Source organism: Capnocytophaga felis, from assembly GCF_009684755.1.
In the GTDB taxonomy this organism is placed as follows: Bacteria; Bacteroidota; Bacteroidia; order Flavobacteriales; family Flavobacteriaceae; genus Capnocytophaga; species Capnocytophaga felis.
This window is the reverse complement of sequence record NZ_BLBC01000005.1, coordinates 149,134-163,660: the sequence shown is the minus strand read 5'-3', so window position 1 is coordinate 163,660 and position 14,527 is coordinate 149,134. Positions and strand designations below refer to the sequence as shown.

General features: G+C 36.3%; 9 protein-coding genes and 1 pseudogene. 7 read left to right on the top strand and 3 right to left on the bottom strand.

The window, feature by feature from the left end; all coding sequences use genetic code 11:
- Positions 1–70: 70 nt before the first annotated feature.
- The 4 genes and pseudogenes from GN105_RS01990 (at position 71) to GN105_RS01975 (ending at position 4,697) form a co-directional block, all read left to right on the top strand.
- Positions 71–1,381 (top strand): gliding motility-associated protein GldE, encoded by a 1,311-nt coding sequence (locus GN105_RS01990; protein ID WP_373279386.1) that lies wholly within the window; start codon positions 71–73, stop codon positions 1,379–1,381.
- Between the two features lie 20 nt (positions 1,382–1,401).
- Positions 1,402–1,968 carry a gliding motility lipoprotein GldD gene (gldD, locus tag GN105_RS01985; protein WP_155283773.1) on the top strand — a complete coding sequence of 189 codons (567 nt, stop codon included), beginning with the start codon at positions 1,402–1,404 and terminating at the stop codon, positions 1,966–1,968.
- Positions 1,969–2,051: 83 nt separating this feature from the next.
- Complete coding sequence (locus GN105_RS01980; protein ID WP_155283772.1) at positions 2,052–4,241, top strand: glycoside hydrolase family 97 protein; 2,190 nt, start codon at positions 2,052–2,054, stop codon at positions 4,239–4,241.
- Positions 4,242–4,441: 200 nt separating this feature from the next.
- A pseudogene (locus tag GN105_RS01975) lies at positions 4,442–4,697 on the top strand (GlsB/YeaQ/YmgE family stress response membrane protein).
- 56 nt (positions 4,698–4,753) lie between these two features.
- Here the strand turns inward: GN105_RS01975 and GN105_RS01970 are convergent.
- The 3 genes from GN105_RS01970 to GN105_RS01960 form a co-directional block, all read right to left on the bottom strand.
- Entirely contained in the window at positions 4,754–5,743 is a 990-nt protein-coding gene (locus tag GN105_RS01970) for an acyltransferase family protein (RefSeq protein ID WP_155283771.1), read from the bottom strand.
- A 19-nt stretch (positions 5,744–5,762) separates the two neighbouring features.
- Positions 5,763–8,183: a YfhO family protein gene (locus tag GN105_RS01965; protein WP_155283770.1), complete on the bottom strand. Its 2,421-nt coding sequence runs from the start codon at positions 8,181–8,183 to the stop codon at positions 5,763–5,765.
- An 84-nt stretch (positions 8,184–8,267) separates the two neighbouring features.
- A complete protein-coding gene (locus tag GN105_RS01960; protein WP_155283769.1) occupies positions 8,268–9,428 on the bottom strand; it encodes a THUMP domain-containing class I SAM-dependent RNA methyltransferase in 1,161 nt (386 codons plus the stop codon).
- 333 nt (positions 9,429–9,761) lie between these two features.
- On the opposite strand from GN105_RS01960, the gene GN105_RS01955 reads away from it, so the two are divergent.
- From GN105_RS01955 to thrA, 3 genes are all read left to right on the top strand, one after another.
- Complete coding sequence (locus GN105_RS01955; RefSeq protein WP_155283768.1) at positions 9,762–11,033, top strand: O-acetylhomoserine aminocarboxypropyltransferase/cysteine synthase family protein; 1,272 nt, start codon at positions 9,762–9,764, stop codon at positions 11,031–11,033.
- Between the two features lie 61 nt (positions 11,034–11,094).
- A complete protein-coding gene (locus GN105_RS01950; RefSeq protein ID WP_155283767.1) occupies positions 11,095–12,060 on the top strand; it encodes an alpha/beta fold hydrolase in 966 nt (321 codons plus the stop codon).
- A 12-nt stretch (positions 12,061–12,072) separates the two neighbouring features.
- Positions 12,073–14,487 carry a bifunctional aspartate kinase/homoserine dehydrogenase I gene (gene thrA / locus GN105_RS01945; protein ID WP_155283766.1) on the top strand — a complete coding sequence of 805 codons (2,415 nt, stop codon included), beginning with the start codon at positions 12,073–12,075 and terminating at the stop codon, positions 14,485–14,487.
- The last annotated feature ends 40 nt before the right edge of the window (positions 14,488–14,527 follow it).

The window sequence follows — 14,527 nt, the reverse complement described above, 5'->3', positions numbered from 1 at the left end:
CAATATTGTTTAACTAATTTATACGAATTTGGACTTAGAGCCTCCCCTTAATTTATTTTCGACTTTTTTGATGAACTTTAATCGGATTGTTTTGCTATTTGATATGCCAAATGTTTCGATTATTTTGCAATTTGCTGTCTTTCTGGTTCTTCTGTATTGTTCTGCCTTGATTTCAGGTTCAGAAGTAGCACTTTTTTCACTTTCTCCAACGGAAGTAAATACAGCCAAAGAAGGAAACTCTCCTTCAGGAAAAATCATTGTAAAACTACTTTCCAATCCTAAAAAACTGTTAGCTACTATATTGATAGCCAATAATTTGGTTAATATTTCAATTGTGCTTCTTTTCGTAGATTTAGGGGATTTTATTTTTGGAAAGATTGAAAGTGAGTTGATTAGAGCTATTCTGGATGTGGGGCTTGTTACGTTTATGATTTTGCTTTGCGGAGAAATTTTACCTAAAATATATGCTAACCGCAATAATATTTCGTTTGCAAACAAGGTGGCTTATCCTCTTTACGTGTTGGACGTGATTTTGACTCCATTGAGCATCCCGATGAAGAATTTTACAAACTGGATTCAAAAGCGATTTGGCAAGAAAACAACAAATTTTTCTGTAGGTCAATTATCTCAAGCTCTGGAGCTTACATCTTCAGAAGATACAACACACGAAGAGAAAAAGATATTGGAAAGCATCGTTTCGTTCGGAAATACGGAAACTCGGGAAGTTATGGTGCCTCGCATAGATATTTTCGCCTTGAATGAAGAACTTTCTTATCAAGAAGTGCTTGCAGAAATTGTGAAAATTGGCTATTCTCGTATTCCTGTGTACAGAGAAAGTTTGGATAATATCACCGGAATTATTTACATTAAAGATTTGCTTCCTCATTTGGAAAAAGCTGATTTTGATTGGAATAGTGTAAAAAGAAAAGCATTTTTCGTTCCGGAAAATAAAAAATTGGACGATTTGCTAAGCGAATTTCAAGAGAAGAAAATACACTTGGCTGTAGTTGTTGACGAGTATGGCGGAACTTGCGGTATTATAACTTTGGAGGACATCATTGAAGAAATCGTAGGAAATATTAACGATGAGTTTGATGATGAGGATGTTACATATTCAAAAATAGATAATAATACTTTCGTTTTTGAAGGAAAAACCACCTTGAAGGATTTTTACAGAATTCTTCAATTAACCGATGAAGATGAAGCTATTTTTGAAGAAAAGCGTGGAGAGGCAGAAACTTTGGCAGGATTTTTACTGGAAGTTTCAGGGAATTTTCCGCAGAAAAACGTCCCGATTTACTTTGTCAACTACATTTTCACGGTGGAAGCTTTTGATAAAAAACGAATTAAACAAATTCGGGTTCGTAGAACGGATAAATAATTTTTGTCTCTTTCTGAAAAATGAAGAATACTGTATTTATATTATTGATATTTAGTGTTTTATTTTTTACTTCTTGCGGAGGAGAAACTTTTCCAAAACCGAAGGCAGCTCTTCGTTTGGAATATCCACAAGCTCAGTACAAGAAGTATTCCAGTAATTCTGATTGTTCGTTTACATTTGATGTAAATTCGCTTTCGGATATAAAACAAAAAGGAAAGTCTTGTGATTTAGATATTGAATATCCTAAAATGAAAGCTACTATTTATCTGTCTTACAAGAAAGTAGATAACAATATTCGCAATTTGTTGCGTGATGCACAAAAATTTACGTATGACCACACCATTAAGGCGGACAATATTGCCTCAACCGTTTTTGTGAACGACACTACTCGAGTTTATGGAATGTTCTATCAGGTTTACGGAAACGCAGCCTCTCAAGCTCAGTTTTATGCAACGGATAGCATTTCAAATTTCATTTCGGGTTCGGTTTATTTTAAAGTGACGCCAAATTACGATTCCATTCAGCCAGCTAGCAATTATTTGGAGAAAGATGTTCGTCGAATTATGGAAAGTTTGAAATGGAATTAGTTTTATTTTCTTCTTTCTGAAAAAAGAAATTTTCTCATATTTTTGAGAATTGTAAGAGAAATATATCAAAAAAAATAATATTTATGAAAAAATTATCCATTATTTTGGCATTAATTGCAAGTATGTCAATTAATGCACAACAATCTTTGAAATCTCCTGATGGGAATTTAGCTTTGAATTTTTCTGTTCAGGGAGGAAAACCACAGTATTCACTCAATTACAAAGGAAAGCAAGTTATCAAGCCAAGTTTTTTGGGATTGGAACTGAAGGGCGAAAATAAAATGGAATTTGGTACAGAGATTCACAGAAATAATAAAAATGCCGAAAATTCTTTGTACGATAATTTCAAATTGGTTTCAAGTAATACTTCCACTTTTGATGAAACTTGGGAACCTATTTGGGGTGAGGAAAAACAAATTCGCAACCATTACAACGAGTTAGAAGTTTCTTTATTACAGGAGATTACGGATAGAAAGTTAGTTGTTCGTTTCCGTTTGTTTAATGATGGATTAGGTTTCCGTTATGAGTTTCCCGAACAAAAAAATCTGATTTATTTTGTTATTAAAGAAGAAAAAACGCAGTTTGCGATGGCGGAAGATTTAACAGCTTTTTGGTTGGCTGGTGATTACGATACACAGGAATATGACTACACTACTTCTAAATTATCGGAAATCAGAGAATTACATAAAACTGCGGTAACTTCAAACGCTTCACAAAAGGTATTTTCTGAAACAGGTGTGCAAACTCCATTGATGCTAAAATCAAATAAAGAGAAATTGTACATCAATATTCACGAAGCTGCGTTGATTGATTATTCGGCGATGAATTTAGATTTAGATGATTCTAATTTTGTGTTCCAAACTTGGCTTACGCCTGATGCTCAAGGAAATAAAGGATATATTCAAGCTCCTTCCAAATCGCCTTGGAGAACGGTTGTGGTAAGCGACGATGCTCGTAAAATATTGGCTTCTAAGCTTATTTTGAATTTGAATGACCCTTGTGCCATTGAAGATACATCGTGGATAAAGCCTGTTAAATATATGGGAGTTTGGTGGGAAATGATTACCGGAAAAAGTTCTTGGGCGTATGCAGATGTGCCAAGCGTTCAACTTGGAGTTACTGATTTTTCAAAATTAACACCCAATGGGAAGCACGCAGCGAATAACGAAAACGTAAAACGATACATTGATTTTGCTTCAAAACACGGATTTGACCAATTACTTGTAGAAGGCTGGAATGTTGGTTGGGAAGATTGGTTCGGAAAATCAAAGGATTATGTGTTTGATTTTGTAACTCCTTATCCTGATTTTGATGTGAAAATGTTAAACGAATATGCTCGTAGTAAAAATATGAGATTGCAAATGCATCACGAAACTTCAAGTTCTATCCGAAATTATGAGCGTCATCTGGATAAAGCGTATCAATTTATGGTGGATAACGGTTATAACGCGGTAAAGAGCGGTTATGTGGGTGATATTATTCCGCGTGGGGAGCATCATTATGGGCAGTGGATGGTAAACCATTATTTATATGCTATCAAAAAAGCTGCAGAATATAAAATTATGGTTAATGCTCACGAATCGGTTCATATGACGGGTTTGCATAGAACATATCCTAATTTGTTGGCACAAGAATCAGCTCGTGGAACAGAATTTCAGGCTTTTGGAGGAAGCAAACCCAATCACACTATTATTTTGCCGTTTACCCGCCTGATGGGAGGACCTATGGACTACACTCCCGGAATTTTTGAAATGCAAATCAGTAAGTTAAATCCTGAAAATCATTCACACGTAAATGCTACTTTGTGTAATCAGTTGGCTCTATATCTTACAATGTACAGCCCTTTGCAAATGGCAGCCGATTTGCCAGAAAATTACGAACGCTTTTTGGATGCTTTCCAATTCATCAAAGATGTTGCGGTAGATTGGGATAAAAGTATTTATTTGGAGGCTGAACCGGGGCAATACATAACTGTTGCTCGAAAAGCAAAAGGTACTAATAATTGGTTTGTCGGGAATGTGGCTGGTTATGAGCGTTTTAATTCAAAAATCAAATTAGATTTCTTAGATGCAAAAAAACAGTATATTGCAACCATTTATAGCGATGCTCACGATGCTGATTATAAAACGAATCCGCAGGCGTACACTATCAGAAAAGGAATTGTTACATCAAAAACGAAATTAAATCTGACTTCTGTTCCTGCCGGTGGATATGCAATTAGCATCATTGAAGTGACTGATAAAAATGAACTAAAAGGATTGAAAAAAATGTAATTCCTTTTGTAACTGTAAATTATAAAATTTAAAAGGATTTTAGGTTTTAAAACAATGTGATTATTAGTGTTTTAATTCCTTAAATCCTTTTTGTTTATGAGTTGATGAGTTTCTTTTAAAATGATTTTTTTGCAATAAAATTTGCTTATTTGAAATATTTTTTCTATTTTTGTAGAAGTTAATTAAAAAAATAAAAATTTATGGATATTATTGCAACACTTATTATTGGAGCCATCGCAGGATGGTTGGGAGGAACTATCTATAAAGGTAGTGGATTAGGACTTATCGGGAATATCATCGTTGGTATTTTGGGTAGTTGGAGTAGGTTCTTGGCTTTTAGGAAGTGTGTTCAATATCTCACTTGGAGAAGGTTGGGTTGGTTCTATCTTGACAGGAGCCATCGGAGCTATTGTTATCTTATTTTTGATAAATTTGATATTTAAAAAGAAGAAATAATAAACTTTAACTAATGTAGGAAGAGCAGATGTTTTTAATGTCTGCTCTTTTATTTTTTAAAATTTTCCGTATAAAACTCTTGCAAGTAGAGGACTTTTTTTCAAAAAATACTGAACTAAAATACTTCCGCAGATAGCTAATGTCGTAAACAGAAGTACATTTAAGTATAAATATTGTGATGATTCAAAATACTTTATTAAAAAGTAAAAATAATAATGAGTTACATAAATTTCCAGAGATAGTTTTCCCAAATAGATGAAATAATTTTTGATTTTAAAACTGAATCTATTCAATTTGTCAAAAATGAAATAAAAAGTAAAAATCCCTATAATGGCAACAGCGTATGTATGAAGTGCGTATAGTATATTTTTTGTGGTTTCAGTAAACGAAGTTTCTTCCAGAAAAGTATTTTTTCCTGATGTTTTTATTAGTGAAACAAGCAAAGGAAAAGCAAAAACACTAACCAATCCTGCAATGTTTATATATTTTGACAAAATTTGTTGATGTTTATTTATCAAATATCCTAAGGTAAAAAACAGCAAGTACCAAGTCAGTTCGGGCAGACCATAAAAAGGTTTTGAAGTAAAGAAAATTCCCGTAATAAGGGCTAATGACAAAATCATTCCAATTAAAATCAATTCTTCGTTATTTCTACTTATTTTCAGTGCTATAAATAATAAGAGACAAAGAAAAAATAATATCCACAGAAACCATCTTCCAGTTGAGGGGTCGAACAAAAGTAGTTGAAAATCATCAATAAATGTAGATAAGTGATACGGATATTTGTAAATCAATTCACGAACCAAAAAACACGCAAAAAACGGAATAACAAGTACTTGAAATCGCTTGCCGAGTTTTACTTTTCTTTCTGAATTGAAAGAAACAAATCCTGACAAAAACATAAACAATGGCATATGAAACGAGTAGATGGCTATGAATAATCGGTTTGAGGTATCGTAGCCGGAAAGCCATTGTACTGCGTGTCCCATAACTACCAAAAAAATAGCCACCCCTTTGAGTAGGTCAATAAGCCCATTACGTTTCATTTAACTTATTGATTGTTGTTTATTTTTGCAATTTTTTTCTGTCTTTAATTTCCCAAAAAATGCCTCCTAAAAGTAATAAAACAAGAAGGATATTTCCTGCCAAAGCAATTTTACTTCCCGTTGTAACCACCTCAGGTTCAAATTCAAAAACAATTGTGTGTTTTCCTGCTGGAATGGTCATTCCTCGCAACAGATAATTCACGCGGTAGTGTTCTTTTTCTTCGCCGTCAATGGTTGTTTTCCAGCCGTGAGGATAGTGCATTTCTGAGAAAACGGCAAATCCTGCCTGTTGGTTATTGCTTTCATAAACTAATCTGTTTGGTTGGTAGCTTTTTAACGTAATGGTTGCAGTGCTATCCGTTATGAATTCATTTTTTGCTGAAAATCCGCTTTTTAAGATGTCATCACTCAGAAGAACTGCCTCCTTTTTAGGATTGAATTTGGTAAGGTTTGCCATTACTTCATCATTGGTTTTTACAGTTTTTATTTGATTTACAAACCAAGCATTTCCTAAAGCATCTTCATTTTGCATCGGACGCAATTGCCCTTTTTCGTCTCTGAGTAATACGTATTTGACATTGAGCATATTAAGAATTTCCATATTTCCTTTGGAAATTTGGTATTCGAAAAGTTCTTGTAGTCTTTTGGGTTTTGCGGCGTGATATCCTCCGATAGAATGATGGAAATAAGACGTTCTTGCTCCGTTAATTCCTACTTCGGGTTCATATACACGGAAATAGGATTCATCTTCAAGTATTTGGCTGTCTGCTTGTGTAACTTGAAAAGGTTGAAGCATTTGGCGAGCTTGAACGAAATCGGAACTATTTACGTATCGGTTTGCAACTCCTCCCAAATCCAGAATGATAAGCAATAACAACGCAAGCTGCATTCCCCATTTTGGAATTTTGGAATTTTGGAATAAAAATAACGCCAAAGTAGTCAATAATACAAAGAAAATTGTCCTGAGGAGGTCTGATGTATAAATAGATTTGCGGTCTTCCATAATCATTGCCACAACTTCCTTGCCATAGTATTTTTCGTAGAGTGAATCCGTTGCAGCCGTAAAGTCAAAAAATCCTTTTATTAGGAATAGAAACAATAAGATTCCCAAAGAGATACATAACGAATAGAATAGAGGTTTTTTGTTTTCTTCCGGACTATTTTTCGTAAATTGGTACAAACCTAACATTGCCAAAATCGGGACGCATAGTTCCAAAATAACCTGAATGGAGGAGACAGCACGGAATTTATCATACAGAGGGAAATAATCTATCATAAAATCGGTTAAGAAATTAAGATTTTTTCCCCACGATAATAGCAAAGCCATAATGCTTCCAATTAACAACCAATGCTTTATATGTCCCTTAACTAAAAATAAAGATAAAACAAATAAGAAAAAAATCACAGCCCCAATGTAAGCAGGAGCTGCAACTATGGGCTGGTTACCCCAATAAGTAGGCAAGGCGTTGGCAAAATCAAGGGCTTGTGAAGGCTGAGCCCCTTGTTTTATCAAAAATTGATATGTATTTGAGCTTTCTCCCAGAGTTTCACTATTGGAGCCACCAAATAACCTTGGGACAATTAAGTTCAGTGATTCCGCGATTCCGTAGCTGTATTCTGTAATGTATTCTTTTGATAATCCGTTGTTTGTTTTTGGAGTTCCTTCTGGGGTTATTGTCAGTTCAGATTTTCCTCGTGTACTCCATTTGGTGTATTCCTGTGTAGCCAACAGAGAAGTAGCGTTGGAAAGCAAGCCTAAAACTACCGCTCCCAAAAGTACAGCTTTTGCTTTTAGAAAGTGAGGTATGGTTTTGTTTTTTAGGGATTTATATAACATAAATCCGCCTAAAATAAAAACCAAAAGCATCAGATAGTACGTCATTTGGAAGTGGTTGGCATTGATTTCCAAAGCCAAGGCAAGGGCAGTAAGTAATCCTCCCCAGAAATATTTTTTGTTGAAAACCAATAGAATGCCGGCTAAAATTGGGGCAAAGTAACCTATTGCGTGTGCTTTAGCATTATGTCCCACTCCCAGAATGATAATCAAGTAGGTAGAAAAGCCAAACGCCACAGCTCCTAAAAACGCAGTTCTGGTATCAATTTTTAATGTCAATAATAAGATGTAAAAACCTATAAAATAAAGAAATAGATAATCAGCAGGACGAGGCAAAAAACGAATAGCTTTATCTACTTTTTTTATGAAGTCGTACGGATAATTGGCTCCAAGCTGATATGTGGGCATACCGCCAAAGGCACTATTCGTCCAATATGATTCTTTTTTTTCGGATGCTCGAAAATCATTGCGTTCCTTTGCCATTCCCGTGTATTGTACAATGTCGCTCTGAAAAATGGCTTTTCCTTGTAAAACAGGATAAAAGAAGGCTAATGAAATGACAATAAATAGCCCGATAGCTACGAAATGAGGTATTAATTTCTTCATTTTTAAAAACTTTACCCTGCGAAAGTAATTAAAAAAAAGGAATCCTGAAAATTATTTTTCAGGATTCCGAAAGTTCTTTTTCTTTTATTCGTTGTATTTTCCTTTTTTGCTTCCTTCGTACATTTTATAGTTGAGCAATCGGCTTTCTAATTTCCCGTTGAATAATTTGATTTTTCGTGACGGACGCAAACCCACATATTTCAATGCTTCCAAATTGGAGGTGATAAACCAAGCGTCAGTATTCGGATAATTGTTTTTCAATGTGTTACCGATAGATTCATAGAATTTTGGAATATCAATCTGTAAACGTTCGTTATATGGCGGATTGAAAACGATATGCAAAGGAGCGTTTTTGTTTTCTTTCTCGCTTTCGAAGAAATTTTTCTGCTGTATTTCAATATATTCCGAAAGATTTGCGTTCTTCAAATTCTCTTTAGCCTTAGCAACTGCCGACGGAGCTTTGTCATATCCTATAATGGAGTGGTGAAATTCACGAGTTTTTTTCAAACAGCTATCAAAAATGAGTTCAAATAAATCTGCGTCATAATCATTCCATTTTTCAAAAGCAAATTCTCTTCGGTGGATATTTGCAGGAATGTTGCACGCAATCATCGCAGCTTCAATGAGAAACGTTCCACTTCCGCACATTGGGTCAAGAAAGTCAGACTGACCGTTCCAACCACTAAGCAGCAAAATGCCAGCCGCAAGTACCTCATTAATAGGAGCAATATTAGTAACTGAACGATATCCTCTGTGGTGCAATGACGCTCCTGAGCTATCTAAAGAAACGATGACTTCATTTTTTTGTATATGGATATGTAATTGTAAATCAGGATGTAATGTGTCTACATTAGGGCGTTTTCCTATTTTATTTCTGAATCTGTCCACGATGGCATCTTTGGCACGCAAAGCTACATATTGTGAATGGTTGAATAGTTCTGTTTGCAAGGTAACAGAAATGGCAAAAGTTTGTTTTACATCAAAATATTTTTCCCAATGGAAATCATATAGTTTTTGATAATAATCCTTCTCGTTGCGAATAGTGAATTTATGAATCGGTTTGAGGATTTTTAATGCAGTTCGTAGGCAGAGGTTGGCTTTGTACATAAACCCTTTATCTCCTTCAAATGATACACTTCGTACGCCTTTTTGCACATTTGCAGCTCCTAATTTCTGTAATTCAGTGGCTAAGATATCTTCAAAACCAAAGAAAGTTTTAGCCAACATCGGATAATTCTTTTCCATAAAAAAATAAATATGAATGCAAAGATACGCTAAAAAATTAATTGAAATGAGTGATAGGATTGTTTTGTGGATATTGTGTTTTGGGTGGAAAAGTTTTTTTGTTTATTTTGTTTTGATGGAAATAAATATTTTATGGTTAAAAAATAATAGAAAAATTTGTTTTTAATAAAAATATTTCTACCTTTGCTCTGTATTTGTAATAAAAATAAATTTGTTTTGAATATAAATAAAGAAAATAATTTTATTTATATATTTAAGTGTAGAAAACTTTTCTTTTTTATATAAAGAATAATCAATGTAACAGAAAATAATTTTAAAATCGCATTAAGTATTATGAGTAAATTTAAACCAGCCACACAAGCATTACACGCGGGATACGACGCTAAACAACACGGCGGAAACAGAGCTATCCCGATTTATCAAACTGTTTCGTATGTTTTTGAGGATAGCAATCAGGCGGCTGCCCGCTTCAATCTTTCGGAGAGTGGATACATTTACACCCGATTGAACAACCCTACTAATGATGTTTTAGAACAGCGTTTGGCGGCTTTGGAAGGAGGTGTTGGGGCGGTAGTTGCAGCCTCCGGAACGGCAGCACTTTCCACTACATTCCTAACTTTGTTGCGTACTGGCGACCATATCGTTTCGTCCAACAGTTTGTACGGAGGAACTTATAATCTGTTAAACGTTACGCTACCTCGATTGGGCATTACCACCACTTTTGTTGAGCCGACAGACGCTAATAACTTCGATAAAGCAATTCAGGAGAATACAAAATGTATCTTTATAGAAACATTGGGTAACCCGAAATTGGACGTCCTTGACATTGAAGCAATTGCTGAGGTAGCTAAAAAGCACAATATCCCTCTTATTGCTGATAATACGGTAGCATCTCCGGCTTTGCTTAACCCGATTAAACACGGAGCCAACATCGTAATTCATTCTTTAACGAAATACATTGGAGGCAACGGAACCTCTTTGGGCGGGGCTATTATTGACGGAGGAAATTTCGATTGGAGTAGCGGAAAGTTCCCCGAATTTACAGAGCCTTCTGTAGGATACCACGGATTGGTACTGCACGAGGCATTGGGTAACTTGGCGTTCATTGCCAAAGTCCGCATAGAAGGGCTTCGTGATTTGGGAGCGGCACTCAGTCCGTTTAATGCTTTTCAAATACTTCAAAGCTTAGAAACACTTGAAATCAGGGTGAAAAAACACAGTGAGAACGCACTGGCTCTGGCAGAATGGCTTTCTGAACAACCCGAAGTGGCTTGGGTAAATTATCCTGCACTGAATAAGACAAATAAAAAGCTCGTAGAAAAATATCTTCCTAAAGGACAAAGCGGATTACTTACCTTCGGGCTGAAATCGGGGTATGAAGGTGCTAAAAAAGTAGTGGACAGCGTTAAAATCATCTCACTTTTGGCAAATTTAGGGGATACCAAATCGCTTATAATTCACCCTGCAAGTACCACACATCAGCAACTTAGCGAGGAATCACAGAGATTGACGGGCGTAACTCCTGATTTAATCCGTTTGTCGGTTGGCTTGGAAGACATCGAGGATTTGAAAGCTGATTTAAAAGCTGCTTTTCAAAGTAATTAGTTATTAGCAATTGATTTTAAGCATCGACTTTTACAATTTTAATCTATCAATTTTTCCAATCGTGAACCTTAAACCTTACATAGAAATACTAAATTTTGAAACATTTTCGGGAAGAAAATATCCAAAGTTGCCCCTGCAATATCAAGTTTTTGGACCTGAGTTGGGTACGGTACCCTTAGTGGTGATTAATCACGCACTTACGGGAAATTCGCAGGTAACGGGTGAAAATGGTTGGTGGAATGAGGCTGTCGGAGTAGGAAAACCTATTGATACGGAACGATATACTGTATTAACTTTTGACATTCCGGGCAATGGGTATCAGAACACGTTTCGTATCGAAAACCCTAAGGAATGGGTAGCTCGTGATGTAGCTCGGCTTTTTTTGATGGGATTGAGCTATTTGGGAGTAGAAAAAGGCTTTGCACTTGTCGGTAATTCGGTAGGAGGGGGGATTGCTTGGGAGATGGTGGCTCTCGCACCTGATTTGTTCCAACATTTCATAGCTGTAGCTACCGATTGGAAGTCATCGGATTGGATTATAGCAAACAGTCTTATTCAGGAACAAATTCTGGAGAACTCTTCTAATCCGTTGCACGATGCCCGTATGCACGCGATGCTGTGTTATCGTTCTCCCAAGTCGTTTAAAATAAAGTTTGAGCGTAGTATAAATACAGATAAAGCTCCGCTTCATAATGTAGAGACGTGGCTTTTTCATCACGGTGATAAGCTGGAAAAACGATTTTCATTAACAGCATACCGATTGATGAACCAGCTGGTAAAATCGATTGATGTTTCACAAGGAAGAACTTCCTTTGAAAGTGCAATGAGTGAGGTTAAAACACAAATTCACATCATCGGAACAAATTCCGACTTGTACTTCGTGCCTGAGGAGAATCGGGAAACATACCACATTTTGCAACAAATGGGAAAGAAAGTTACCTATCACGAAATAGATTCCGTACACGGACACGATGCTTTCCTGATAGAATATCAACAGTTAGACAGTATTTTGAGAGAAATAATTTAGCAATCAAAACAAATGAAAATATTAAAATTCGGAGGTAGGTCATTAGCCAATGGTAAAGGGCTTGACACAGTACTGAACATCGTAGAGCAAAAAATTAGTCAGGGAGAAGACATTACATTGGTGGTGTCGGCAAGAGGGAACACTACCGATGACCTGCTTGAGATATTGGAAAAAGCCGCTTTGGGAGAATCTTATATTCCCTTTCTTGAGAACTTTAAAGAATATCAACGGGCATATTCATTGGATTTTCCTCAGGAGTTTGCACTGCTTGAAAAGCTCTTTGAAGGCGTGTCCTTGCTGGGAGATTACAGCAATAAGATAAAAGATCAAATTTTGGCACAAGGAGAAATCATTTCGGCAAAATTGATAACACATTTGCTGGAAAACAGAAAAATCCGCTCGGTTTTTGTGGATAGCAGGGAACTCCTTATAAGTGATGACCATTTCGGAAATGCACAAGTTAAGGAAAACATATCCGAGCAAAGGACTCAAAACTTTTTTAGTCGGTTGCCAAAAGGAACGGTAGCGGTTATTACGGGTTTTATTGCCTCGACAGAGAAAGGGGAAACCACTACATTGGGTCGTAATGGGAGCAATTACTCTGCGGCATTGTTTGCCAACTTTTTAAATGCTGAAGAATTGCAAAATTTCACCCACGTGAACGGAATTTATACCGCCAATCCGGATTGGGTGGCAGAGGCTGAGATTATCAGACACTTATCCTATCAGGAAGCGAACGAACTTGCAAATTTCGGAGCTACCATATTGCACGCTAAGACTATCATTCCGCTTATAGCTAAAAACATACCCTTACGTATTCTCAATACATTCAATGCCAATGATGCAGGTACACTAATTCATTCGCAAGTAAGTGAAGAAGGTATTCGTTCCCTGTCGGTTCTGGAGGGAAATGCTTTGATAATCCTTGAAGGCAGGGGACTACTTGGTAAGGTAGGAGTTGATGCCCGTATTTTCAAGGCTTTGGCACATCGGAACATCAGTGTGAGTATCATTTCTCAAGGGTCATCTGAAAGAGGGATAGGTTTTTTGGTATCAAATCAGGACGCAGAATTGGCGAAAACAGCTTTGGAAGAAGAATTTGAGTCCGATTTCTATACGAAAGACGTTAGTGAAGTATCTATTGTGAAGAATGTAGGTGTGATTTCCATCGTAGGGCAAGATATGGCTACGTTCCATAAGCCGTATAATGCACTAATTCGCAATCAAGTGATTCCTCTTTTAATTAATAATGCAGTTACGGGCAATAATGTGAGCGTCGTTGTGCATAATCACCAACTTCAAAAAGCTTTAAATGTCATTCACGGGGAAATATTCTCAATTTCAAAACGAGTGAATCTGGTCATTTTCGGAAGGGGAACGGTAGGAGGTACACTTATAAAGCAACTGTTTGAAGCTAAAGATGACATTTTAACCCGAAAGAACATAAGCCTTAGAATTGTTGCTGTAGCCAATTCCAATAAAGTCCTGCTCAATCCGAAAGGGGTTACCGAAAATGAATATGAAAGTTTTGAAAAATTAAGCACGCCTTACACTTTGGAAGATTTGATTACGTTCACTAAAAAACATCATCTTGAAAATTTAATCGCAGTAGATGCAACGGCAAGCAAAACTTTTATCGAAAATTATATTCAGTTGATAGAAAATGGTTTTGATTTGGTATCTGCTAACAAAATAGCCAATACAGTTTCATACGGCTTCTATAAAAAACTTCGGAAAGTACTCAAAAATAATCAAAAACAGTATCTTTATGAAACGAATGTAGGTGCAGGGCTTCCGCTGATTGATACTATCAAGTTATTGCATCTTTCGGGAGAAAACATTACACGCATTAAAGGAATTTTTTCCGGTACACTGAGCTATTTGTTTAATAACTTTTCGGATAGTGATGTTCCTTTCAGTGAGGTATTGCGTACGGCTATCGATAACGGATATACGGAGCCTGACCCTCGTGAAGACCTTTGCGGAAATGACGTAGGCAGAAAATTGCTAATCCTTGCCCGTGAATTGGATTTGGAGAATGAGTTCGAGCAAATATCCGTACAGAATTTGATTCCGAAACACCTGCAGGAAGGAACCGTTGAGGACTTTTTGGCAAGATTGAATGAATTTGATGATGAATACCGAAAGATTAAGGAACAACAAGCCCCCAATCACGTACTTAGATACATAGGCGACCTTCACGGAGACTTGAAAAGTACTGAAACTTCAAAACTTGATGTGAAATTAGTTTCCGTCCCTAAGGATAGTGCGTTAGGTCAGGTCAAGGGAGCTGATTCCATTTTTGAAATCTATACGGAATCTTACGGAAATAACCCCATCGTTATTCAAGGGGCGGGAGCCGGAGCTGCCGTTACGGCACGCGGTATCTTTGGGGATATACTTCGGCTTATTGAAAGAGGAAGCTGATTTGTTATTTTATATATCATATTTATATTAAATTGCCTAT